The sequence below is a fragment of the Fictibacillus sp. FJAT-27399 genome (assembly GCF_001510655.1).
Taxonomy (GTDB): domain Bacteria; phylum Bacillota; class Bacilli; order Bacillales; family Fictibacillaceae; genus Fictibacillus_C; species Fictibacillus_C marinisediminis.
The window spans coordinates 477,207-499,745 of sequence record NZ_LMVC01000001.1 but is presented as its reverse complement, the minus strand read 5'-3'; the positions used below and the strand labels follow the sequence as shown (position 1 = coordinate 499,745).

Here is a 22,539-nt window from a genome sequence, read left to right as displayed (position 1 = left end):
GCCTAAACAAAATTTAAAATACTGTCAGCAACATCTTTAATATGAACAACTTGATCTACTACACCGGTAGCAGCGGCTGCTTTTGGCATGCCGTATACGACGGAAGACTCTTCAGACTCCGCAATGATCAGCGATGGCCCTGCTTTTTTTATTGCTAAAATGCCGGAAGAACCATCCGAACCCATACCCGTTAACACAACAGCCATCGCATGGCACCTTACAGCAGATGCACTGTTAAACAGAACATCCACAGAAGGCCGGTGTCCTCTTACGGGATCACTCGTATTTAATGATATAGCCAGTCCTTCTCTATCCTGCCTCAGTTCCACATGATACCCTCCTGGTGCCAGATAAGCTGTTCCCGCCCTTAACATCTCGCCGTCCACTGCTTCTTTTACCTTCACTTTTGATATGGAATCAAGCCTGTCGGCAAGCGAAGCCGTAAATCCTTTCGGCATATGCTGGACGATAACGATAGGCAGGGATAAGTTACCCGGCAGCTTGGAAAACACGTGGTGAAGAGCTTTAGGGCCTCCGGTAGAAACACCGATTAAGATCACCTTTTGGCCGGCCGGCTTATGTAATGTTGAAATCATCTTTCCGGTATTAAAACAATGATTTGAATGTCTATCCGCTGAGCTGTCGCCAATTTTTCTATTCTTGAGCGCCGACCTTACTTTAAGAATCAGTTCCACCTTCACTTTTTCGATATCCAAGGAAATCGCTCCCGAAGGCTTTTCAATAAAGTCAAACGCCCCGGCCTCCATTGCAAGAATCGTATTGTCGGCCCCAGTTTTTGTTGTGCTGCTGAGCATGATGATCGGTATCTCTTTCAAGGCTGTAATTTTTTTTACCGCATCTATTCCGGTAAGCACCGGCATCTCGACATCCATTGTTATGACGTCCGGATTAAGATCCATCGCCTTGCTGAACGCTTCTTCCCCGTTTCTTGCTGAGCCGACAACCTCAATGCCTTCTGCAGAATTCAGCATATTGCTGATCATCTTTCGCATAAAAGCAGAGTCGTCAGCCACCAAAACTTTTATCTTTTCCAAGATTCATCTCTGCCTTTCTTAAAAAAAGCCGTGAGCCTTTCAATAAAACGCTGATAGCTAATAGACTGTTCTTCTTTCACATTCCCTGAGAACTGATGTGCCGCTCTGATGATCCCAGCACTTGCTGGTGACCGGGGCTGGTGCAGCAGAAACGGTTTCTGCCGCTTGACAGCGAGCTGAACGGAAGGATCAAAGGGAACAGATCCAAGATTCTTAATCTCTTTGTTAAGAAACTCACTTGTAACCTTTGCCAAACGCTGATGAACTTCCATTGCCTCCCGGGTACTCCGGCATTGATTGACTACCGTAAAAACCGGAAGTTCAGGGCATCTGGCATGAAGCATTTTGATCATAGAGTAGGCATCGGTAACAGACGTAATCTCCGGGGTTGTAACAAGGATAGCTTCATGCCCGGCCATGATAAAATTCAGGCTTGTCTCTGAAACACCCGCCCCGATGTCAAAAACGATATATTCATAGATACTGGAAAGGTCCTGGAGCTGCGCAGCAAAGAATGCTGATTTTCTTTCGTCCATTTCAACCATCCGGGTGAGGCCGCTCCCCCCGGCAATAAAGCTTAGATTGCCAGGGCCCTTTTCAATGATTTCCCAGATAGAAAGCCGCTGGTCCAGAAGGTCAACGATCGTTCTACGAGAAGGGGACCCTAGCAGAAGATTGACATTTCCCATCCCGATATCAAGGTCGACCAGCAGCACCCTCTTTCCCAGCTTGCTAAGTGCCAGCGAAAAATTCACCGCTACGTTGGACTTGCCGACTCCGCCCTTTCCGCTCAAAACGGAAAATACTTTCGTCGGCTGATCAGATGAAGCTGCTTCTATCTTCAAACGCAGAATTTCAGCTTGATCACGCATTCACTTTTGCCTCTAAGAACATTTCAATGATATCTTCCGGTTTTGGTTCAAATATATCGTCAGGAACATTTTGTCCATTTGTAATATAAGCGGCTGATATACGCTCCTCGATCAAGAGGTTCATCAAGGAACCGAGCGATGACGTTTCATCCTTTTTTGTAAAAATATATCGATCAATACCCGCTTCTTTAAATTGCTCGATCGTCTTTTTCATATCTTCAAATTTGGAAGTTAATGATAAGACCAGATAGTTCGTCATCTCATCTTTTGATTCCAGAAGGCCCTGAAGTTCATGGACGTACGTGCTGTTCAGAAAATTGCGGCCTGCACTGTCGGTCAATACCAGATCACACTCGCTGAACTCCCGTTTTGCCAGCTGAAAATCTTCTGCACTGTGCGCTACTTTTATCGGCACATCTAAAATGGCGGCATAAGTTTTCAACTGCTCAATCGCAGCGATCCGGTAAGTGTCTGTTGTGATAAAAGCAACCTTTTTCCCATCATTCAGCTTGGCTTTTGCTGCCAGCTTCGCCAAGGTAGTCGTCTTGCCAACTCCCGTCGGTCCCATGACGTTTAAATATTTTGTTTCATAGTTAAAACCGTTCCATCCATCATTCGTGATCCGGCTGAGCATCCAATCTGAAATCCAGGGAAACCAATCAATGTCTTTCTTTTCGCTGCCATGCAGCAAGTCACACTTCTCTGCCATCTCTGAAACGATTGAGGCAATCACAGATTCACTCAGACCGCGATTCCGTAAGAAACCTTCCCAGAACTGGATGGATTCATGGATGACAGGGCCGGAATCCCCGGATGACAATCGTTTTACCATCTGTTTCAATTCATTGATGTCTTGGGTTAAACTCTTCGCAATTTTGTCTGGTTCATTCTGCAACGGAGGACTATCTTGCCTGTTCACCGGATGTTTTTTGGTGGCAGGCACCGGTTCTGCATCAAGAAGAGCAACTACTTCAATGCTCGTCTTTGTAAAGAACCCCATAAAACCACCGGTCTGGACCTCCCGGCTTTGCAAAATGACCGCTTCACTTCCAAGCTCTCCCCGAATTTTTTTCATAGCTTCCTGAATGGTAGGAGCGCTGTATTTTTTCACCTTCATATATTCACTACTCCTATGCTTTGAACCTCCAGCTCCGGCTCCAGCTCGTTATACGATAAGATGACAAGATCAGGCATGTAGCGTTCGAGCAGCTGCCTTACATACATGCGCACTGCGGGCGAACAGAGCAGGACCGGCGTTTGCCCAAAACTCCTGCTTTGTTCAAGCTCTTTTGAGATATGGTCAAAAATAAGCTGAGAATCTTGCGGATCTAGGGACAGATAATTGCCATGCTCTGTTTGCTGTACGTGATCTGCTATTCTTTTCTCGACCGATCCGCCCAGCGTAATGACTTTTAATGGCTGATTATCCTGTCCGTATTGTTTTGATATCTGTCTTGAAAGGGCCTGCCTTGCATATTCAGTCAATAGATCAATATCTCTGGACATTTTTCCGAAATCAGCCAGCGTCTCAAAAATAACAGGGAGATTTCGGATGGATATTTTTTCTTTTAATAATTTAGACAGTACTTTCTGAATTTCCCCGACAGAAAGCGGATCAGGTGTAACTTCCTCGATCAGTGTAGGATAGCTTTCTTTCATATGGTCGATGAGCTGCTTTGTCTCCTGGCGCCCGATCAGTTCGTGAGCGAACTTCTTAATGATTTCGGTCAGATGGGTAGAAACGACGGACGGGGGATCCACTACGGTATATCCCGACATTTCTGCCCGTTCCTTCATGTCTTCGGAGATCCATTGGGCTGGGAGTCCAAACGCGGGCTCCACTGTATCTATCCCTTGAATCGCTTCATCTTCAATTCCCGGGCTCATCGCCAGGTAATGATCCAGAAGCAGTTCCCCTTGCGCCACCTCATTGCCCTTGATCTTAATTCTGTATTCATTCGGCTGAAGCTGAATATTGTCACGAATCCGGACAACCGGAACAATCATGCCAAGTTCAAGTGCCAGCTGCCTTCTGATCATGACGACCCGGTCCAGCAGGTCCCCGCCCTGATTGGTATCTGCCAGAGGAATCAGGCTATACCCAAACTCAAATTCAATCGGGTCGACCTGCAGCAGGCTGATGACACTTTCCGGACTTTTAAGCTGTTCTGTTTGAATGTCTTCTTCGATGACTTCATTCATTTCCTTTTGTTGATTTTCTGCTTTTATCAGCAGATATCCGCCGATCGCGATAAGGCCTCCAATGGAGATGGTGACAAAATCGTTAATCGGTGTGAAAAGCCCTAAGGCGATGATGGTAGCGGCTGCCACGATGAGCATATGAGGATAGGCTAGAATCTGTCTTGAAATATCATATCCCAGATTTCCTTCAGAAGCGGCTCTTGTAACGATGATCCCGGTGGCGGTAGAAATAATCAATGCCGGAATCTGGCTCACAAGCCCGTCACCCACCGTCAGCAATGTAAACGTATGCGCGCTTTCGGCAAAACTTAATCCCATCTGCGTCATGCCGATAATAATACCGAACAGCATGTTGATCAGGACGATAATGATCCCGGCAATGGCATCTCCTTTTACAAACTTACTTGCACCGTCCATCGCCCCGTAGAAATCTGATTCCCGCTCTACCTTTTCTCGTCTTTCTTTCGCTTCACGGTCTGAGATCATCCCTGCGTTCAGGTCAGCATCGATACTCATCTGTTTCCCAGGCATCGCATCCAAAGTAAACCTGGCCGCCACTTCAGAAACACGTTCTGATCCTTTTGTGATAACGATAAATTGAATGACTACTAGTATAAAGAAGACGACAATTCCGACTAAAATATTGCCTCCTACCACAAACTCTCCGAATGTATGGACCACGTTCCCCGCTTTTCCGTACCCCAGTATAGACCTCGTCGTCGATACATTCAGACCGAGCCTAAAAAGTGTTACGAGCAGCAGCAATGAAGGAAAAATGGAAAACTGCAGCGGCTCCTGCATATTCATAGAAATTAATATGATGATAAGCGCCAATGTGATGTTGATGATGATAAAGAAATCGAGCAGCCATGTAGGCAAAGGAATGATCAACATGGCGATGATCATGATTACCCCGACTAAAATGCTAATATCTCTTGCTTTCATTTTTTCCTTCTCTCCTTACATTTGCTGCACTTATTTCTTTAAATGGTAGACATAAGCCAATATTTCAGCGACTGCCTTAAACAGATCTTCAGGTATAACATCACCGATCTCAGCCCGGCTGTAGAGGGTTCTGGCGAGCGGCCTGTTCTCGACTAAAGCCACCCGGTTCTCCGCGCCTATTTTTTTTATTTTTTGCGCGATCAAATCTACTCCTTTAGCTACGACGACAGGAGCTTCCATTCTCTGATCGTCATATTTTAATGCGATTGCATAGTGGGTAGGATTGGTGATGATCACATCGGCTTTTGGCACTTCCTGCATCATCCTTCTCATGGCCATCTGTCTCTGTTTCTCTTTAATCTTTGACTTGATTTTCGGGTCACCCTCTGATTTTTTGTATTCATCCTTGATGTCCTGCTTGGACATCCGGATGCTCTTCTCAAAATCAAATTTCTGGTACATAAAATCAAGCAAAGAAAGAAAGAGAAGAACGAGAGAAGCATAAAACCCCATTTGAAAAGCCAAACCGCCAAAGATGCCAAGTGCAGATTCCAGGCTGACCTGCGATAATTTCATCAGCTGGTCTTTTTTATTCCAGATCACCAGAAAGGTAACTGTTCCGATAATGGAAATCTTCAATATGGATTTAATTAGTTCGACCACTGCTCTCATGGAATAGATTTTTTTAAACCCTTGCAGCGGATTGAGCCTTTCAAGCTTCATCTGGACAGCTTCTGCCGAGAACAAAAATCCGGTCTGGATAAAACTCGCAAAAACACCAGCGGCTAGAACAGTCAGCAATACAGGAAGAACGATGCCTGCTGACTCCTCGACGAGATGGACAAACAGCATTTGAACATTTTCTTCTGTCGGCTCGAGCGACAAACCGTTCTGCAGCGAATAGTTCACGAGGTGAAGCAGTTTCCCGGCGGCCGTCTTGCCGGTGAACCAAAGCATTAAAAAAGCGGCGAATAAGGTAACCGCAGTGTTCACGTCCGCGCTTTTGGCAACCTGTCCTTTTTTCTTGCTTTCTTCTTTTTTCTTTGGAGTGGCTTTTTCGGTTTTCTCGCCTGAAAAGTACTGCAAATCAATGTGTAATGGCATGGGTATCACTCCTGAAGCAACATGAGCAGCTTCCTCATGGCCTGTGACATCTCATCACTCAAGTACTGTACGCTCATAAAAAACGCCGGCATGATGACGAACAAGATGCAGAATGCTGCAATAATTTTTATCGGAAGGCCAACTGCAAAAATATTGACCTGAGGTACAGTCCGCGCAACTACTCCTAAAGCGAGATCGACGAGAAACAACGAGCCTACGATCGGGAGCGCCATCTGAAATGCGATAACAAACATGGCAGAAAACACGGAGACTGCGTGCCTTGCAACTTCTCCATCTCCCCATCCAAAATGCATGTCAGTGAGAGGTACAAAAGAATAGCTGTAAAATAATCCGTCGATCAGCATGTGATGGCCGTTCAGTGCAAATAGAAACAAGATGGCCAGATTGTATAAAAATTTACCAATCAGCGGTGTCTGAACTCCTGTTTGCGGATCAAACACCCCGGCGATGGCGAACCCCATCTGCAGATCGATGAATCCCCCTGCAACCTGAATCGAAAAGAGCAGGATGGAGGCAATCAGACCAAGCGACAGGCCGACAAGCGCTTCCTTAAAAATCAGGACGATGAAGTCGCTGTTAACTGAAACTTCAGGGGATCCAAGGGCGTAAAGCATGATCCAGGAAAGGAAAACAGCCAGCCCTGCCTTATGTACGTTCGGTATGTTTCTATAAGAGAAGATCGGTACGGTTGCAAAAAAGGAACCGACTCTGACTAAGATTAATAGAAAAGCAGGGAACGAATTCAAAAAATCCATGCTGTTACAAACCTACAAAGTGATTTAAATTATTAAATATTTCATACGTGAACGTTACCATTTGAGAAAGCATCCACGGCCCGAAAAATATGAGCGCGATCAGCACCGCTGCTATTTTAGGGATAAAAGCCAGTGTCTGCTCCTGAATCTGGGTGGTCGCCTGAAAGATACTGACGATGAGACCGACAACCAGGGCGATTACGAGGAGCGGACCGCATAACAGGAGTGTCGTGTAGACCCCTTTTTCAGCAATGGATATAACAAATTCTGAATTCATACGATACACCTACTTGTTTAATAGCTTAATAATAGAGATTTCACAATCAAGTACCAGCCGTCAACGAGAATAAACAGCAGGATTTTAAAAGGGAGCGAGATCATGACCGGCGGAAGCATCATCATACCCATCGCCATCAGAACACTTGCCACTACCATATCGATAACAAGAAATGGAACAAAGATCATGAATCCCATCTGGAAGGCCGATTTCAATTCACTGATCGCATAGGCAGGGACGAGGGCCAATAACGATATATCCTTTATTTTTTCTGGCTTCTTCGCACCGGAGTAATTCAAGAAAAGCTGGAGATCCTTTTCCCTCGTATGCTTTGTCATGAATTCCTTTAAAGGCAGAGTCCCTTTATCAAAGGCTTCCTCCTGTGTAATCTTTCCTTTTATGAGCGGGCCGATCGCATCATGGTTGATCTCCTGAAAGGTGGGGGCCATGATGAAAAATGTCAGGAAGAGTGCGATGCCGACAAGTACCTGGTTGGGAGGCATCTGCTGGGTCGCCAGTGACGTTCTTACAAAAGACAGAACGATTACGATTCTAGTAAAACACGTCATGAGAATTAAGATGCTGGGTGCCAGTGATAAAACCGTCAGCAGAAGCAATAACTGTATCGTGGTTTCCATGCCGCCAGAGCTATGATTGTTTAATAGATCCAGGTTGAGTCCTGGCAGTAGATCACTCATCCGCTTTTCCTTTCTTGCCAAGCATTTTTAACACTGATTTCCTCTCGGTTGTCATTTCTTCAAGCTGCGCTTTCATGACACTGGAAAAATCAGCGGAATGTGAAGCCGACTGTCTTTTTTTCTTAAGGCTGTTCCACACTTCTCCCGCCCTCATCGGCAGTTTTGGCGTTTCTGCCGGATCCTGCCTTAGCAGTTTCTCAACTTCCTCCTCGTCGGTTACTTCCTTCAAAAGAGTGACCGATTCACCGACCCCGACAATAAGGACACTTGAGCCGACTTTGACAGCCTGTATGGACCGGTTGGCACCGACACCGATACCGGCAACAGACTGCAGAGCCTTTCCTTCTTGAAAGTTCTTCGTTCTGCGCTGAATAAATTTCAGTAAATAAATCAATAGAAACAGTACAAATCCCAGGGCGATAATAACCTTAACAAACGTGAGAAAACTGCTTCCTCCGCTCGTAAGGGAAGACTGTTCCTGAACATTTTCCTGCTTCTTACCGCTTTCGCTTTTTTCTGCCTTCTTATCCAGACATTCATAAACGGTCTTGCATTCTGCAGAAGAGGCTCGGGAACTTCCTCCTTCTTCTGCAGAAACAGCTTGATATCCGTTAAAAAGGAGCAGGAAGGAGAAAAGTACGATTGTCGTGCACCTTATAAACTTGCTCAATTGCTGCACCACCTGATGTTAACTTAATGTTTTATTGATCGCTTCAATAACCCTGTCAGCCTGAAACGGTTTGACGATAAAATCTTTTGCCCCAGCTTGGATTGCATCGATGACCATCGCTTGCTGTCCCATGGCTGAGCACATAATCACTTTCGCGTTCGGATTGATCTTCTTAATTTCTTTTAAGGCTGTGATGCCGTCCATCTCAGGCATTGTGATGTCAAGAGTAACAAGGTCAGGAGCCAGTTCTTTAAACCTTTCAACCGCCTGCAGCCCGTCTCCAGCCTCCCCGCAAACCTCAAAACCGTTCTTGACAAGAATGTCCTTTACCATCATTCGCATAAATGCTGCGTCATCTACTACTAAAATACGTTTAGCCATTATTTTGCCTCCTTGTTATTATCTTAAATTTTGAAGTCTGTCTCTTCTGCTTACGATTTCGGTGACTCTCACCCCGAAGTTTTCATCAATGACGACCACTTCACCCTTGGCGATCAGCTTCTGATTCACAAGAATATCAACCGGTTCTCCTGCAAGCTTGTCCAATTCAAGAATAGAACCTGGTGATAATTCCAGAATATCCTTTATGCTTTTCTTCGTTCTTCCCAGCTCGACTGTTACCTGAAGCGGGATATCCAGCAGCATATCAAGGTTTTTCGTTTCTGTGAACGTGCTGCCGCTTTCTTCAAAGTCAGAAAAGATGGCCGGCTGTACTGAAACGGTTCTTTGCTGAGGTGCTGGTTCAACAGCCTGCTCTGCTCTTGGAACTTCGTTGGCCACAGGCTGCTCATTATGGATGGAAACTTGCTCTTTCATTACTGGATGCGCCACCGGAACACTCTCCGGAATATCAGACGGACCAGCTGCCATCGGCTCAGGATTCATGAGCTCTTTTACTAGATTTTGTGCAAAATCTGTATGTACGAGCTGCATAATATTCGAGTCGATGAGGTCACCTACTTTCAGGCGGAACGAAACTTTTATAAGGATGTCTTCATTCGAAATGACAGGAGCCGGGGAATCGATGTCTAAAAAGTCAATTGTAGGCGGTGAAATATCCACCCGCTTATTAAAAATCGTAGAAAGCGACGTGGAAGCTGATCCCATCATCTGATTCATCGCTTCACCCACCGCACTGAGCTGCAGTTCCCCAAAGTCAGGTGAAGGATTTGTTCCGTCTCCTCCAAGCATGAGGTCTGCGATGATCTGAGCATCAGAAGTCTTGATCACAAGGAGGTTTGCTCCCTGAATGCCTTCCACATATTCCACCTGTACTGCCACGTGGGGAATCGGGAATTCATCCTTTAATTTTTCTTTCGTTACCATCGAAACAGCCGGAGTTGTAATCTGCACTTTCTGGTTCAGCAAGGTTGAAAGCGCTGTTGAGGCACTGCCAAAAGATATATTTCCGATCTCTCCTAGTGCATCCTGTTCCATTGGACTCAGGTAATCTTCAATCGAGACATCGTCTTCTGAAGAAGAGTCTCCTCCGTTCAGCAATGCATCAATTTCATCTTGCGAGAGCATATTTCCGCCTACCATGTCACTCTTCCCCCTCTAATTGCTCTATGATCTGCACAGCCATCCGGTTTTTCGATTTACCGGGCTGGGCTAAGAATTTCTTGTTGTTTTCCACAAAAACGTCCAATGGTTCATGGATTCCTTTGTTTAGCTGGATGATGTCACCTGAGTCAAGCTGTAAAAACTCCTCCACCTTCATATTTGCAGAACCAAGTTCTACTACCATCGGCAGCGGTGTCTGCCTGATTTTCTGTTCGATCAGTGCAGCCTCTTCCGGCATGCTGGCTTTTTGATTATTCTGCATCCAGTAATGAACAGAAAGCTTCGGTATGATCGGCTCCAATACCACATGAGGGAGACAGACGTTCATCATCCCGCTCGTTTCGCCGATTGTTGTTGTCAACGAGATAACAACCACTGTTTCATTAGGCGAGACCATCTGCAGGAACTGAGGATTCACTTCAAAATCCAGTACAACGGGCTCGATTTCCATCACATTGTTCCAGGCTTCCTTGTAATTCGCCAGTGCACGTTCAAAAAGCTGAGAGATGATCTTCGTTTCTATTTCTGTCAGGCTGTCTACCTTGTTCATGCTTGCCCCGTAGCCGCCCATCAGTCTGTCAAGCATCGAATAAGCGATGTTGGGGTTGACCTCAACGAGCAGCCTGCCCTCGAGCGGATGGGCTTCAAAAATATTTAAGATTGTCATCCGCGGAATGGAGCGTATAAATTCTTCATAAGGCAGCTGATCGACTGACGCCACTGCTATTTGCACATAGGTTCTGAGCTGAGCTGAGAAATATGTTGTCAGCAGCCGGGCAAAGTTTTCATGAACCCTCGTGATGCTTCTAATCTGATCTTTTGAAAAGCGCAGTGCCCGTTTAAAATCATACGTTCTGACTTTTTGTTCTTTCTCTTCTCTCTTCAGCTCTTCCGCATCCATTTCACCTGTGGAAATTGCAGAAAGCAGCGCATCAATCTCATTCTGGGAAAGTACTTCCGCCAACAGCCTCACCCCTTTTCTATGATGATTTTTTTCTATTGAATAATCTTTTCAATCGTATAAACTCTTTTAATCTTGCCTTCCTGCATCAGTTTACTAACCTTGCCTTTCAAGGTCCCTTCAAGATGGTTGATCCCTTTTTGGCCTTGCAGGTCACCGGTTTTCATTCCAGACAATTCATAGATAATAATGTTGTTTACTTGGAACAGCCTTTTTTCCAGCTCAGCTTTTGCATCTTCAGTGTCAGCCTGAATTCTGAACTTGATCTTGATGAAGGATTGGTCAGCCAGATTCGTCGTGATCTCTTCCGTCTCAACTGTTACCTTATCCAATTCTTCAGCTGAAGGTTCAGCAAAAGCTTCGGTTTTTGATGGCATCTGGAAGAAAACATAATAGCCGATCCCCCCCATGATGACCAAAGCGGCCAGCATGGCGATAAGAATTGGTTTTCCCTTAGACTTTTTAACTTCTTGTTCCATTTACAAATCCTCCTTCTTCAACCCCTGAAGGTGAAACGGAGAAATCTTCCGGTAAAAGGAGACGGCTTTTTCTGCAACCTCAGTTTCTGATTCTTTCACCACAAACTTTTTTCCAGAAGTCAGTGTAATGGTCGTATCAGGAAAAGACTGGACTTGTTCAATAAAGACAGCGTTTAAAGTAAATGTCTCTCCGTTTAATTTAGTTAACATAATCATATTATGGGATATAAGTAAGAGGTTATCTTACTCCATCCTCCCTTCCAGCTTATCGTTTGAGATTGACTAGCTCCTGTAAGATCTCATCGGATGTTGTAATAATCTTTGTATTTGCCTGGAATCCCCTTTGAGCGACAATCATCTCCGTGAACTCTTCTGACAAATCAACGTTGGACATTTCAAGAGCACCAGATACGAGGTCACCAGCTCCATCAATACCTGGTCCCGAAAAAGATGCAGGCAATGAGCCTGAATTGGTTGATGTGCGATATAAATTACTACCTGCCTTTTCAAGCCCTGCTGGATTAGAAACTTTAGCAATAGCAATCGTATTAACAGTCGACGATGTACCATCACTTTGAACGACATTAACGGAACCATCTGCTCCAACGCTAAAACTCTTTGCAGTGGATTCAATCGTAATCGGTAAATTATCTGTTCCTAACAATTCATAGCCGTCTGCATTCACGATTTTACTCTCTGTATCTGAAGTTGGTGTTAAATAAAAGTTACCCGCACGTGTCAAAAACTGCTGAGATCCGTTTTGTACAACAAAATACCCATCTCCAGAAATCCCTAGATCAAGTGCTCTCCCTGTTGTCTGCAAGCTTCCTTGTGTGTCAACCGTGTCGATTGAAGCCAACTGAGAGCCAAGACCCACCTGCTTAGGGTTCGTTCCGGCACCCGCTCCGGAAATCTGCTGGCTTACAAGATCTTTGAACGTCGTCCGGCCTTTTTTGAAGCCATATGTATTAACGTTGGCAATATTGTTGCCGATCACATCTAGTTTGGTTTGAAAGTTTTTCATTCCGCTGATTCCTGAATACATTGAACGTAGCATTATTTGTTCCTCCCCTTAATTAACGGATTGCCTTTATTTACTGGCCTGTACATCTTCATTCGAAACTTTTGTGATCGAATTACTTCCGATTATGTTTCCGTCGGCCAGCTGGAATTTAGCTTCTCCGTTTTCAAACAAGATGGCTTTTACCTTACTTTCTTTTGATTCTGTTTTTACCGCCCCTGACTCATCCTGTGTTTCTTGCAGATACGTAACGTTCTTACCGATTAAACTGCTCTGCTGGATGAAAAGATTGTCATACTGCTGAGCGATAAATTTATCGAAGCTGCTGCTCATATTGGTCATCTGCTCCAGAGAAGAAAAGGTCGCCATCTGCGAGATAAACTCTTTATCTTCCATAGGGCTCGAAGGATCCTGATTCTGCAGCTGCGTCATCAATATTTTCATGAAATCGTCTTTTCCCAAAATGTTCGAACCCGTTTGGCGCTCTTTTTTTTGAAGGTTTGACAGGTAAAGATCATTGCTGATTGATGATGCCATCTTTTATTCCCCGCTCTCTAATTCATCCAACAGGTCACTGAACAGTTCATCCTGTACACCGTCATCCTGCGGCTGTTGCTGATGTTGATGCTGCTGATGAGGCTGCGGATTCGTATCCTGCTGCTGAAATTTTTGTTCCTGCGGCTGTTCCAGGACAACGATCCGGTCAAGCTGAATGCTGTTTCCATGCAACGCGTTCTTTAATACATGAATTTGGGATTCCATCATTTCTTTTGCACCGACGCTGCTCGTAAGAATTCTGGCTGAAAGCTCACCATTCTTTGAGATGAGCTCAATGTTCAATGTGCCTAAATGCTCCGGAGTCAGCCTGATGTTCAACTTTGCCATACCGTTTGAAGAAGCCGCAAACTTCCCTGACAAAATAATGTTTTGAAACTCTTTTACAAATTGCTGCTGAGCTGCCTCACTGTTTCCTGATCTCGGCGCGTGCAGAACAAATTGTTCCAGAGCCGGCATATAAGCAGGGGTATGAGCAGGTGAGAAAACCGGTCGGTCGGTTTGTTTAGTTGCCGTACTATTCCATTGAAACGGCATAACCGGCAGTTCTTTTTTCAGAACAGCACGTTCCATTTTATCGAAAAAGGTTTGAGGATCCAGCGCCTTAAACGGTTTGCCACCGTTTTTCGTCTCCTGTTTATGCAGTTGTTCTATGAGCCCTATTAAAATAGCTTTTCCTGACTTTACTTCCTTTTGGTCTCGTAAAATCGGGAACAGATGCTCAATGCTTTTTTTAATTTCAGGTATTTCAAATTTAACAGGGTCACTCGTCTTGATTGGATCTGTATTCTGTGTTTCTTTGCTGAACTGATGAATCAGTACCGTGATAGCTTTTACTGCAGGCGGAGATTCACTCTTTATCATTTCTGCAACACTCGTTCCGCTTTGGAAGAGCTGTTCGATCTGATGTACGAGGTCCGAAGGCAGCTTCGCTAATAAAGCCTGTACGTCCGGTAAAACCAGGTCCCCTTTCTGAAGAGGCTGATCCTCTTTGTCCAGTGCATGAAGAATGGTTTTAAGCAAACTTTCTAACGATACATTCCCCTGCTTATGCGGAACAGCTGATGCTAAAGCCTGCAGCGCGCTTTCTGACTGTGCAAGACTCATAGAAAACAGAGAAGCCTCCATCTTTTTTCCAGGTTGTTGAGGACCAGACTGCTGTATAACAGATCGATTTTCTAGTAAAGCAATGGGTAAATTCACGTTGAATCACCTCCTCTAATTACTTTGTTTTCAGCATGAGAGTAAGTTCAGCAGCCTTGGAAGGGTCCATTTTCGCAAGAATGCTTCCTGTCACTTCGTCATCAAGCATCTGCAAGATTTCTACTGCATCTTTACTTTTCATTTTAGAGAGGATATCGGCTGAATTTTTTGGTGACATCGTGTTATACCATGCCGCTATTTTCTTTTTATCCGGATTCTGCTGTGAGGAACCTGCCCCTGTATTGCTTGAGTTCTGTGTCTCGCTTGAACTTTGTGCAATTCCTGATTCCGATTGCTTTTGTGCGGCAGCAAGATCCGATTTCAGGCCCTCTGCCTCGGTTTCTTTCTTATCAACATCACGCTGCAGAAGCTTGATCATTCGGTCGCGGTCGCTCACCTTCTTTTTCCAGTACGCCTCCGATTGTGCGTTCTGATCAGCTGGATTTACGGAGCTGTCACCTTTATCGATGAGGGATGACACAATAGGGATGCCGCTTCCGATCTCTTTCGCTTTATCACCGATATTCACACCCATGAACAAGAGGATCAGTGCCAGAATGACGATAACAAATATCGCGGGCACTACGATGACGAGCAGGATCCAGGAGAACCGGTTTGTCTTTTCTTTTCTTTCCAACGAGTTCACCTAATTTCATTGGTTAATGTAGCGCAGAATGGAAAACTCATCATTTTGCTGATTTTCTATTCCAGTCACGAACCGCTGGTAATCAGCATGTTGTTTTTCCTTCAGCTTTTCATATTTCTTTACTTCGATGGTTTTTTCGACCAGTTCTTGCTGTGTGATATTCATGATCTCCCGGGCCTTCTGCACCTGTGATTGAACCATGCTGATCTTTTGAGTCAGAGAAAGCAGAAAACGCTGTGTCTGCTGAAGCTCATTGATCACCAGCCTCGTCCTGAACTGTTCATCCGAATGCTGTTCTATTTCCTCTTTTTTCCTGAGAAGATCATAGAGTGATTGCGCCAAGCTCTCAAACATTCTTACGCTCTCGCCGTACTCAGACTCCACAGCTTCTTTTTCTTTCGTTTTTAGAGCCAAGATTTTTTCCATCTTAAACTGAAATGCCATGTTACTGTTCTCCTCCAAACTCACTCAGCAAGCGATAAATCGAGTCATAGTATGAAGCCTTTTCATCAACTTCCTGCTTTAAGAAAGACAGGATTTTAGGGTAAGCTTCAATGGCTTTGTCTATTTTTTCTGATGATCCTCTTTTATAGGCTCCGATGGTGATCAGATCCTCCGCATCCGTGTAGGAGGCGAGAAGTTCGCGAAACCGGCTGGCTGCTATCCGATGGTCGCTGTCTACAATATCACTCATTACCCTGCTGACACTTTTCAGCAAGTTTACCGCAGGAAACTGGCCTTTATTAGCCAGGTTCCTGTCCAGTACGAGGTGACCGTCAAGTATCCCTCTGACAGTGTCAGATATGGGTTCGTTCAGATCATCTCCATCTACAAGCACTGTATAAAAAGCTGTTATGGATCCCTGGACATCCGTACCGGAACGCTCTAAAAGCTTCGGCAGCATTGCGAATACCGATGGTGTATATCCTTTCGTTGTTGGCGGTTCACCGACAGCAAGCCCGATTTCCCTCTGAGCCATGGCAAAACGGGTGACCGAATCCATCATCAGCATGACATCTTTTCCAAGGCTTCTGAAGTATTCCGCAATGGCCGTGGCGGTCAGTGCACCTTTAATCCTCATCAGCGCCGGCTGATCAGAGGTTGCGACAACAACCACTGATTTTCTGAGTCCCTCTTCTCCAAGATCTTTTTCGATAAAATCCATAACCTCTCGCCCACGTTCCCCGATAAGGGCGATAACATTGAGATCGGCAGTAGAGTTTCTAGCGATCATCCCCATCAAGGTTGACTTTCCGACCCCGCTTCCAGCAAAGATACCTACCCGCTGGCCTTTGCCAACCGTGAGGAGACTGTCGATGGAACGCACCCCAAGTTCGATGCTTTCCTGTATTCTCGGCCGTCTCATCGGGTTTGGCGGGTCATTCTCAGAAGGGAAACTGCTTAATCCTTTCAGCATTGTACTTCCGTCCAATGGGTTCCCTAAACCGTCAAGCACCTGTCCGATCAATGCGTGGCCCGCCTTAATCTGAACCGGGCGCCGCGTCGCTTCTACGAGGCTGCCTACTGATATGGATTTTAGTGCCGTAAACGGCATGAGAAGTACATTTTCTTCATTAAACCCGACGACTTCCGCCTTGATCTTATGATGGTTGCTGCTCCCCGTATGGATATAACACATATCCCCAATTGAAGCTTTAGGGCCACGGGATTCAATCATTAAACCTACCACTCTCGTAACCTTTCCAAAGCGCTTGTAGGTGTCGATCTGATCAATACTTTCCAGGAGGCCATCAGTGTTCATCGTTTTGATCACCTATCGTTTCTATCAGCTTTTCTTTCAATTCATTGAGCTGGCTGTCCATGCCTCCCTCAATTCTGCCAAACGGAAATTCGACAACGCAGCCGTTTTCGCTTAGTTTTTCATCCGGATAGATATACAGGACGGATGTGTGCATCAAAACGTTTTGTAATTCCTGTTTGGCGTTCAGTGTCGTTTCATACCAGTGCGGATGGACATATAATTTCACTTCAGGATAATCTCTGACTTCTTTTATGAGACCCTTTAAGACCACGGTCCATGCTTCTTTATTTTCTGTCAAAAGTTCACCAACAAGTTTTCTGGCCATCTTTGCTGCCAGTTCGATAATAACGGGTTCAGCAGACTCAACTTGCTGCTGATAATCCTGCTTTGAGCGCTCTACCGTTTCCCTTGCATGACCCAGTAAACTCTCATAACTTGATCGTCCTTCTATCAAACCTGCCTCAAACCCCTCATGAAAGCCTTCTTTTCTAGCTTCATCGCGCTCTATGATGACCTGTTCGTTCCATTCTTTTTTGCTGTTTTCCAGGAAAGCTTCATGTTCCCTGCGTTCCTTTGCCATTCTTGCGGTCATCTCTTCATAGCTTCGTTCCGCTTCCTCCAAAATGTTCTGCGCTTTCTGCTTGGAGATCTCCATCCTGGATTCAGGCGTAAGATGTTCCTGTTCCATTATTTTTTGCTTTATTTTTTTGATTCCGATTGTACGATTCAAGTCCTGGTTCTCTGCAAAAGAAGATTTAATGATCCTAGACAATAATGTCATCTCCTCCGCCTCTTGCGATTACAACTTCACCAGCATCCTCCAGTTTCCGGATGATTCCGACAATTCCGGATTGTGCTTCTTCTACATCACGCAGCCTGACTGGACCCATAAATTCCATCTCTTCTTTGAAATTCTCCGCCATACGCTGGGACATGTTTTGGAACAAAATTTCTTTAACTTCTTCACTTGCTGCTTTAAGTGCAAGAAGCATATCTTCGTTCTGCACTTCTCTGATCACGCGCTGTATTGCACGGTTATCAAGGGTGACAATATCTTCAAATACAAACATTCTCTTCTTGATTTCTTCTGCAAGCTCCGGGTCTTGAATCTCAAGCGCATCAAGAATGGTTTTTTCCGTCGCCCGGTCTACTCCGTTCAGCACATCCACAACAGATTCTACACCGCCAGCCTGCGTGAAGTCCTGGCTTACGGTAGCAGAGAGTTTTCGTTCGAGGATTTGCTCTACTTCATTAATGATCTCAGGAGATGTGCGGTCCATGATGGCGATCCTTCTCGCGATGTCCCCCTGCAGCTCCTGAGGAAGTTCTGAAAGAATCTGTCCTGCCTGTGATGAATCCAGATAGGACAGGATCAAAGCAATAGTCTGTGGATGTTCATTCTGTATGAAATTAAGAATATGTCCTGGATCCGCTTTTCTTGCAAAATCAAACGGCCTTACTTGCAGGGTGGATGTAAGCCGGTTGATGATATCCATCGCTTCCGACCGGCCTACAGCCTTTTCCAGGACAGTTTTAGCGTAACCGATACCCCCCTGAGAAATATAATCCTGTGCAAGAGCTATTTGATGAAATTGTTCAATAATGTTCTCTTTCACTTCTGAATCTACTTTTCTAATTTGTGAGATGTGTAGCGTCAGGCGCTGGATCTCATCTTCATTTAAGTGCTTGTATACCCGGGCTGCCACATCGGGTCCCATAGAAATCATCAGCATGGCAGCTTTTTCTTTTCCATTCAATTCCTTGGCGGCTTTTGCCATAACTAACCTCCTATTCTTCGGATAGCCACGTGCGGAGCAGCTTGGCAAACTCTTCAGGCTTTTCCTTTGCCATTTTTTCAAGTTGCTCTTTTCGGACTGTTCCCTCAGATTCCCGGTCCATGTTCACATCTGGTATATTAAAGAACTCTTGCTCGAACACGACATCTTCTGATACCGGCTCTTCTTCTTGCTTCCTTTTCCTGAGAAGAAGGATTAAGAGAAGAATGATAACGACCAGCAGAATTCCGCCAGCAATGTAGATCCAAACCGGAATAGCTGAGTTAGCCGATGCAGCCGTTCGCTGCTTGCCATTAAACGGTTTGGCTGAAACAAATATCTTTTGGTTGACCTGCTGCTGCGACAGGTTTGCGGCTGTATCTTTTGAGATGCTGGTCCTGACAATATTTCCAAGCATCTGCTGGATGTCATTCAGTGTTCCTTGCTGCAATGAAGTTGGATCGTTTGGCTTAGGCGGCTCTACCATAACCTGAATGCCCAGATCTTTAATCTCGTAAGGACTTTTAACGATCTGTCTTTTTATCCGGTTAACCTCATAGTTGATTCTGTCTTCTTCTTTTTCATAATCGCCGTTGGATCCGTTCGCTCCGCCCTGATAGGTTGGCACATCACTCTGGCCTGTGTTGTCGACCCCTCCAGGAACCGTTCCGTTCCCTGTGAACGTTTCTTTGACTTTTTCAGCACTCAGCTTTATGCCTTCCATCTTGTCCTTATCGACAGGCTCAACGAGTTTTTCTTCTCTTTTTTCTTTTGTAAAATCAATATCAGCTGTAACGGTGGCCACCACTTTATCCGGCCCCATGATCGTACCGAGCATCTGCTGTACCCTCGTTTGCAGATCACGTTCGATATCCTGCTTGATCTGGCGCTGTTCTTCGTATGCCGTCATATCGGAATTCGAGTTTGTCTGGTCAAGCGAAAAGGTATTGGAATATTGATCGGATATCACGATATTCTCTACCGGCAGATTCGGAACGCTTTTAGAAACAAGATGGTACAGTGATTTAACTTGGCTTTGATCAAGTTTATACCCTGGCTTCAGTGTTAGAACGACTGACGCTGAAGAGGTATCTTTCTGGTCATTCACCCAGATGCTCTTATCCGGTGTTGTGATCATCACACTGGCTTCTTCTACACCATTTATGCTTTTGATCAACTTTTCGATCTCTGTCTGTGTTGCTTCTTTTTCTAAAACGCTGAACTCGTTGTCCGTCATCCCGAACCCTTTGTTCTCTCCGAAGTAAGAGTAATCAATGCTTCCACTTTTCGGTATGCCCTCTGAAGCAAGTTCGACTTTCAGCTGGTCAACTACACCTTGAGGAACAGAAATGACCTTGCCCCCATTAGAAAGCTCGGATGTGATTCCTTTTGAATCAAGGCTTTCTTTAATTTGACCGGCTTCCTGGGGAGATAGGTCAGAATATAACGGGACTAGTTTCGGTTTTGCTATAAACGTAAACAGAAATGCGGCTGCTATAATAACAAATGCGATGGAACTGATCAAAATGATCTTTTGCTTTTTAGGGCGCTCTTTAAAATTCACATAGATTCTGTTCATAGTGCTCTTCAGTTTTTCAATCATCGTTTCCCCCGATTAACAATCTCCTCAAGGAAATTCTCTTCTTTTTTTATTTTAAAAAAGTGTTTTCTTCCTACCCCTATAAACCAGCCTGACTATCCGAAAAATTTATTGAAAGCTATATTTGTGTACGCATTACCTCTTGATAAGCCTCTATGACCTTATTTCTGATTTCCAATGTTGTTTGCAAGGTTAAGCTGGCTTTCTCCGCAGCAATCATGACTTGATGAAGATCGGTAGTCTTGCCGGTTACCAGATTTTCAGTAGCAGTGTTGGATGCCGTCTGTGAGTCATTGACTTTATGGAGCATGTTGTTCAGCATGCCCGCGAATGATTTCTGAGCATCTGCAGGAGTTTGCTTTCCGGCGGAATACGCATTCTTTACCAGGCCTGCTGCTGATGTAACATTGATAGTATTCATATGTATCTCCTATCCTTCTATCTACCTATTTCCAAAGCTTTTAAATACATTCCCTTAGCTGCATTCAATGCCGTCACGTTGGCTTCATAAGACCGTGTAGAACTCACTAGATCTACCATTTCTTTTAAAGGATCCACATTAGGAAGTTTTACATAACCGTTCTTATCCGCATCCGGATGATCAGGCTGATACACCATTTTAAATGGTGTTTGATCAACTACTATACCATCAACCTTTACTCCTCCACCTGTACCTCCTGAGCGGCCGTCCACGGCTGTTTGAAACATCGTGCTGAATGAAGACCCATTCGGTTCTGTGACGACCATTTTCCTCCGGTAAGGCTCCCACTTTCCATTAACCAGTTTTCCTCTCGTTGAATCTGCGTTTGCAATGTTGGAGGACACCACATCCATTTTCAGGCGCTGTGCTGTTAGAGCTGAAGCGGAATTGTTTAATGCATCGAACATACCCATCAATTACTTGCCCCCTTTAATAACCATTTGCAGTGAATTGAATTTTCCGTTCAGCCTTTGAACCAGGGCCTGGTTCAAGATCTGGTTCTTCGCCAGATCGGCCATCTCTTTATCTAAATCCACATTGTTCCCGTTGTTGTTCATCATTGTACTGCTGTCCCTTGTCACGGCGATGCTTTGGCCTCCAGACGTACTGAATGGAACATGCCTGCTGCTCGTGCGGTAAGCTGTTAAACTTCCATCGAGCTCAGTTTGAAACTCTACCTTCTTTGCTTTGTAGTTTGGCGTATTGATATTTGCCAGATTGTCAGTGATTGTTTTTTGTTTTAACGCTGTGGCATCCAAGCCTCTTTCAAGCATTTGAAAAATAGAACTTGAAAACATTACTATATCCCCTCTTTTTTACTACTAAATTTTAAAAAGAGTACCAAAAGTTACCGATATTCCATATTTTAAGGCATAAAACCAAAAAGTGTCTATGTATTTTTTACCAAAGTGACTTTTTTCGATAAAAAGAACTACTTTATGTCCAGGTCTTTAGGCCTAATAAGTTCTTACTAGAAGCCTGATACACAAGGATTTATTGGATCTGAAATGTCTTGGGACCTCTGCACGGTTCGACAAATTCATCCGATACAAAAAACCCATCCTGCTTTTTAGCAGAATGGGCTCCTTGTGTATGACATGATCTTCAGCTTGTTTTAAGTTTTGATAATTCGAGTAAAAATTTATCGTTAAGCACTTTAATGTATGTGCCTTTCATACCGAGAGAACGGGATTCGATAACACCTGCACTTTCAAGTTTACGAAGAGCATTTACGATAACAGAGCGGGTAATCCCAACACGGTCAGCGATCTTACTTGCGACAAGCAAGCCTTCGTTTCCTTCAAGCTCTTCGAAAATGTGCTCAATTGCTTCTAGTTCACTATATGAGAGTGAACTGATCGCCATTTGAACGACAGCCTTATTTCTAGCTTCTTCTTCAATCTCTTCTGCTTTTTCATGCAGAATCTCCATTCCAACAACAGTAGCTCCATATTCTGCCAGCAACAGATCATCGTCATTGAAAGAATTGGAAAGGCGGGAAAGAATCAGCGTTCCAAGACGCTCGGCTCCACCGATAATGGGAACAATGGTCGTTAATCCAGAAGAGAAGAGTTCTTTGTTCTCGACCGGAAAAGCCGTATATTCACTTGCAATATCCAAGTTAGATGATGTTTCTGTAACATTAAACAAACCTTTTGTGTACTCGGAAGGAAATTGTCGTTCCTCGAGCATTTTTTTCATTCTCTCATTTTCAATTTCTTGTTTTAAAGAAATTCCAAGAAGCTTTCCTCTTCTGCTGACAACAAAAACATTCGCTTCGATAACATCCCTGAGAGTTTCCGCCATTTCTTTAAAATTGACGGGCTTTCCTCCGGATTGTTGCAGCATCGCATTCAGCTTTCTTGTTTTTTCTAATAAATTCATTTTTCATTTC

The 22,539-nt window shown here is 44.6% G+C and carries 27 protein-coding genes; all 27 read right to left on the bottom strand.

Going from position 1 to position 22,539, the window contains the following annotated elements; translation table 11 throughout:
• Nucleotides 1-2: 2 nt before the first annotated feature.
• The 27 genes from AR335_RS02600 to codY all read right to left on the bottom strand — a co-directional run bounded on the left by AR335_RS02600 (nucleotide 3) and on the right by codY (nucleotide 22,529).
• Nucleotides 3-1,055: a protein-glutamate methylesterase/protein-glutamine glutaminase gene (locus AR335_RS02600; RefSeq protein WP_062231773.1), complete on the bottom strand. Its 1,053-nt coding sequence runs from the start codon at nucleotides 1,053-1,055 to the stop codon at nucleotides 3-5.
• Nucleotides 1,043-1,927, bottom strand: a complete 885-nt coding sequence (locus AR335_RS02595) for a MinD/ParA family protein (RefSeq protein WP_062231771.1) — start codon at nucleotides 1,925-1,927, stop codon at nucleotides 1,043-1,045. Before AR335_RS02595 ends, AR335_RS02600 begins: the two co-directional genes overlap by 13 nt.
• The gene (flhF, locus tag AR335_RS02590; protein ID WP_062231769.1) at nucleotides 1,920-3,044 is read right to left on the bottom strand and encodes a flagellar biosynthesis protein FlhF; all 1,125 of its coding nucleotides are present in this window, start codon (nucleotides 3,042-3,044) and stop codon (nucleotides 1,920-1,922) included. Before flhF ends, AR335_RS02595 begins: the two co-directional genes overlap by 8 nt.
• On the bottom strand, nucleotides 3,041-5,074 hold the full coding sequence (gene flhA / locus AR335_RS02585; protein ID WP_053354479.1) for a flagellar biosynthesis protein FlhA: 2,034 nt from the start codon (nucleotides 5,072-5,074) through the stop codon (nucleotides 3,041-3,043). The genes flhF and flhA overlap by 4 nt, the downstream gene beginning before the upstream one ends.
• Nucleotides 5,075-5,104: 30 nt before the next feature.
• Complete coding sequence (gene flhB, locus AR335_RS02580; RefSeq protein ID WP_175501852.1) at nucleotides 5,105-6,178, bottom strand: flagellar biosynthesis protein FlhB; 1,074 nt, start codon at nucleotides 6,176-6,178, stop codon at nucleotides 5,105-5,107.
• Between the two features lie 5 nt (nucleotides 6,179-6,183).
• Nucleotides 6,184-6,954 (bottom strand): flagellar biosynthetic protein FliR, encoded by a 771-nt coding sequence (fliR, locus tag AR335_RS02575; protein WP_053354480.1) that lies wholly within the window; start codon nucleotides 6,952-6,954, stop codon nucleotides 6,184-6,186.
• A 4-nt stretch (nucleotides 6,955-6,958) separates the two neighbouring features.
• Complete coding sequence (gene fliQ, locus AR335_RS02570; RefSeq protein WP_053354481.1) at nucleotides 6,959-7,231, bottom strand: flagellar biosynthesis protein FliQ; 273 nt, start codon at nucleotides 7,229-7,231, stop codon at nucleotides 6,959-6,961.
• A gap of 17 nt (nucleotides 7,232-7,248) precedes the next feature.
• Nucleotides 7,249-7,869: a flagellar type III secretion system pore protein FliP gene (gene fliP, locus AR335_RS02565; RefSeq protein ID WP_231689253.1), complete on the bottom strand. Its 621-nt coding sequence runs from the start codon at nucleotides 7,867-7,869 to the stop codon at nucleotides 7,249-7,251.
• Nucleotides 7,870-7,921: 52 nt separating this feature from the next.
• The gene (locus AR335_RS02560; protein WP_062231767.1) at nucleotides 7,922-8,599 is read right to left on the bottom strand and encodes a flagellar biosynthetic protein FliO; all 678 of its coding nucleotides are present in this window, start codon (nucleotides 8,597-8,599) and stop codon (nucleotides 7,922-7,924) included.
• Nucleotides 8,600-8,617: 18 nt separating this feature from the next.
• Nucleotides 8,618-8,980 carry a response regulator gene (locus AR335_RS02555; protein WP_053354484.1) on the bottom strand — a complete coding sequence of 121 codons (363 nt, stop codon included), beginning with the start codon at nucleotides 8,978-8,980 and terminating at the stop codon, nucleotides 8,618-8,620.
• Between the two features lie 18 nt (nucleotides 8,981-8,998).
• Nucleotides 8,999-10,141 carry a flagellar motor switch phosphatase FliY gene (gene fliY, locus AR335_RS02550; RefSeq protein ID WP_062231765.1) on the bottom strand — a complete coding sequence of 381 codons (1,143 nt, stop codon included), beginning with the start codon at nucleotides 10,139-10,141 and terminating at the stop codon, nucleotides 8,999-9,001.
• Nucleotide 10,142: 1 nt separating this feature from the next.
• Nucleotides 10,143-11,129 (bottom strand): flagellar motor switch protein FliM, encoded by a 987-nt coding sequence (fliM, locus tag AR335_RS02545; RefSeq protein WP_156418853.1) that lies wholly within the window; start codon nucleotides 11,127-11,129, stop codon nucleotides 10,143-10,145.
• A 29-nt stretch (nucleotides 11,130-11,158) separates the two neighbouring features.
• Nucleotides 11,159-11,602, bottom strand: a complete 444-nt coding sequence (fliL, locus tag AR335_RS02540; RefSeq protein ID WP_062231761.1) for a flagellar basal body-associated protein FliL — start codon at nucleotides 11,600-11,602, stop codon at nucleotides 11,159-11,161.
• Entirely contained in the window at nucleotides 11,603-11,818 is a 216-nt protein-coding gene (locus AR335_RS02535) for a flagellar FlbD family protein (protein WP_062231759.1), read from the bottom strand.
• Between the two features lie 49 nt (nucleotides 11,819-11,867).
• Complete coding sequence (flgG, locus tag AR335_RS02530; protein ID WP_062231757.1) at nucleotides 11,868-12,659, bottom strand: flagellar basal body rod protein FlgG; 792 nt, start codon at nucleotides 12,657-12,659, stop codon at nucleotides 11,868-11,870.
• A gap of 33 nt (nucleotides 12,660-12,692) precedes the next feature.
• Nucleotides 12,693-13,160 (bottom strand): flagellar hook assembly protein FlgD, encoded by a 468-nt coding sequence (flgD, locus tag AR335_RS02525; protein WP_062231755.1) that lies wholly within the window; start codon nucleotides 13,158-13,160, stop codon nucleotides 12,693-12,695.
• Between the two features lie 3 nt (nucleotides 13,161-13,163).
• Nucleotides 13,164-14,381: a flagellar hook-length control protein FliK gene (locus AR335_RS02520; RefSeq protein WP_062231753.1), complete on the bottom strand. Its 1,218-nt coding sequence runs from the start codon at nucleotides 14,379-14,381 to the stop codon at nucleotides 13,164-13,166.
• A 19-nt stretch (nucleotides 14,382-14,400) separates the two neighbouring features.
• Nucleotides 14,401-15,018, bottom strand: coding sequence for a MotE family protein (locus AR335_RS02515; RefSeq protein WP_062231751.1), 618 nt, complete (start codon nucleotides 15,016-15,018; stop codon nucleotides 14,401-14,403).
• 15 nt (nucleotides 15,019-15,033) lie between these two features.
• Nucleotides 15,034-15,471: a flagellar export protein FliJ gene (gene fliJ, locus AR335_RS02510; protein ID WP_053354493.1), complete on the bottom strand. Its 438-nt coding sequence runs from the start codon at nucleotides 15,469-15,471 to the stop codon at nucleotides 15,034-15,036.
• Between the two features lies 1 nt (nucleotide 15,472).
• Nucleotides 15,473-16,789, bottom strand: a complete 1,317-nt coding sequence (gene fliI / locus AR335_RS02505; protein WP_062231749.1) for a flagellar protein export ATPase FliI — start codon at nucleotides 16,787-16,789, stop codon at nucleotides 15,473-15,475.
• Nucleotides 16,779-17,561 carry a flagellar assembly protein FliH gene (gene fliH, locus AR335_RS02500; RefSeq protein ID WP_062231747.1) on the bottom strand — a complete coding sequence of 261 codons (783 nt, stop codon included), beginning with the start codon at nucleotides 17,559-17,561 and terminating at the stop codon, nucleotides 16,779-16,781. The genes fliI and fliH overlap by 11 nt, the downstream gene beginning before the upstream one ends.
• Entirely contained in the window at nucleotides 17,554-18,567 is a 1,014-nt protein-coding gene (gene fliG / locus AR335_RS02495) for a flagellar motor switch protein FliG (RefSeq protein WP_062231745.1), read from the bottom strand. Before fliG ends, fliH begins: the two co-directional genes overlap by 8 nt.
• Before the next feature lie 10 nt (nucleotides 18,568-18,577).
• Nucleotides 18,578-20,167, bottom strand: coding sequence for a flagellar basal-body MS-ring/collar protein FliF (gene fliF / locus AR335_RS02490; protein ID WP_062231743.1), 1,590 nt, complete (start codon nucleotides 20,165-20,167; stop codon nucleotides 18,578-18,580).
• Between the two features lie 115 nt (nucleotides 20,168-20,282).
• A complete protein-coding gene (gene fliE, locus AR335_RS02485; protein WP_062231741.1) occupies nucleotides 20,283-20,585 on the bottom strand; it encodes a flagellar hook-basal body complex protein FliE in 303 nt (100 codons plus the stop codon).
• A gap of 17 nt (nucleotides 20,586-20,602) precedes the next feature.
• Nucleotides 20,603-21,058, bottom strand: a complete 456-nt coding sequence (flgC, locus tag AR335_RS02480) for a flagellar basal body rod protein FlgC (protein WP_062232534.1) — start codon at nucleotides 21,056-21,058, stop codon at nucleotides 20,603-20,605.
• A 3-nt stretch (nucleotides 21,059-21,061) separates the two neighbouring features.
• On the bottom strand, nucleotides 21,062-21,448 hold the full coding sequence (flgB, locus tag AR335_RS02475) for a flagellar basal body rod protein FlgB (RefSeq protein WP_053354499.1): 387 nt from the start codon (nucleotides 21,446-21,448) through the stop codon (nucleotides 21,062-21,064).
• A 301-nt stretch (nucleotides 21,449-21,749) separates the two neighbouring features.
• Complete coding sequence (gene codY / locus AR335_RS02470) at nucleotides 21,750-22,529, bottom strand: GTP-sensing pleiotropic transcriptional regulator CodY (protein WP_053354500.1); 780 nt, start codon at nucleotides 22,527-22,529, stop codon at nucleotides 21,750-21,752.
• Nucleotides 22,530-22,539 lie beyond the last annotated feature (10 nt).

Coding starts and splice junctions, on each gene's coding strand:
- fliI (WP_062231749.1), bottom strand. CDS start 16,789: ATGAACACTGATGGCCTCCTGGAAAGTATTGATCAGATCGACACCTAC.
- fliG (WP_062231745.1), bottom strand. CDS start 18,567: ATGGCAAAAGCCGCCAAGGAATTGAATGGAAAAGAAAAAGCTGCCATG.
- flhA (WP_053354479.1), bottom strand. CDS start 5,074: ATGAAAGCAAGAGATATTAGCATTTTAGTCGGGGTAATCATGATCATC.
- fliE (WP_062231741.1), bottom strand. CDS start 20,585: ATGAATACTATCAATGTTACATCAGCAGCAGGCCTGGTAAAGAATGCG.
- flgD (WP_062231755.1), bottom strand. CDS start 13,160: ATGGCATCATCAATCAGCAATGATCTTTACCTGTCAAACCTTCAAAAA.
- flgG (WP_062231757.1), bottom strand. CDS start 12,659: ATGCTACGTTCAATGTATTCAGGAATCAGCGGAATGAAAAACTTTCAA.
- fliL (WP_062231761.1), bottom strand. CDS start 11,602: ATGGAACAAGAAGTTAAAAAGTCTAAGGGAAAACCAATTCTTATCGCC.
- flhF (WP_062231769.1), bottom strand. CDS start 3,044: ATGAAGGTGAAAAAATACAGCGCTCCTACCATTCAGGAAGCTATGAAA.
- AR335_RS02555 (WP_053354484.1), bottom strand. CDS start 8,980: ATGGCTAAACGTATTTTAGTAGTAGATGACGCAGCATTTATGCGAATG.
- fliY (WP_062231765.1), bottom strand. CDS start 10,141: ATGGTAGGCGGAAATATGCTCTCGCAAGATGAAATTGATGCATTGCTG.
- fliJ (WP_053354493.1), bottom strand. CDS start 15,471: ATGGCATTTCAGTTTAAGATGGAAAAAATCTTGGCTCTAAAAACGAAA.
- AR335_RS02595 (WP_062231771.1), bottom strand. CDS start 1,927: ATGCGTGATCAAGCTGAAATTCTGCGTTTGAAGATAGAAGCAGCTTCA.
- fliQ (WP_053354481.1), bottom strand. CDS start 7,231: ATGAATTCAGAATTTGTTATATCCATTGCTGAAAAAGGGGTCTACACG.
- flhB (WP_175501852.1), bottom strand. CDS start 6,178: ATGCCATTACACATTGATTTGCAGTACTTTTCAGGCGAGAAAACCGAA.
- AR335_RS02535 (WP_062231759.1), bottom strand. CDS start 11,818: ATGATTATGTTAACTAAATTAAACGGAGAGACATTTACTTTAAACGCT.
- fliP (WP_231689253.1), bottom strand. CDS start 7,869: ATGGAAACCACGATACAGTTATTGCTTCTGCTGACGGTTTTATCACTG.
- fliF (WP_062231743.1), bottom strand. CDS start 20,167: ATGATTGAAAAACTGAAGAGCACTATGAACAGAATCTATGTGAATTTT.
- codY (WP_053354500.1), bottom strand. CDS start 22,529: ATGAATTTATTAGAAAAAACAAGAAAGCTGAATGCGATGCTGCAACAA.
- flgC (WP_062232534.1), bottom strand. CDS start 21,058: ATGGGTATGTTCGATGCATTAAACAATTCCGCTTCAGCTCTAACAGCA.
- fliR (WP_053354480.1), bottom strand. CDS start 6,954: ATGGATTTTTTGAATTCGTTCCCTGCTTTTCTATTAATCTTAGTCAGA.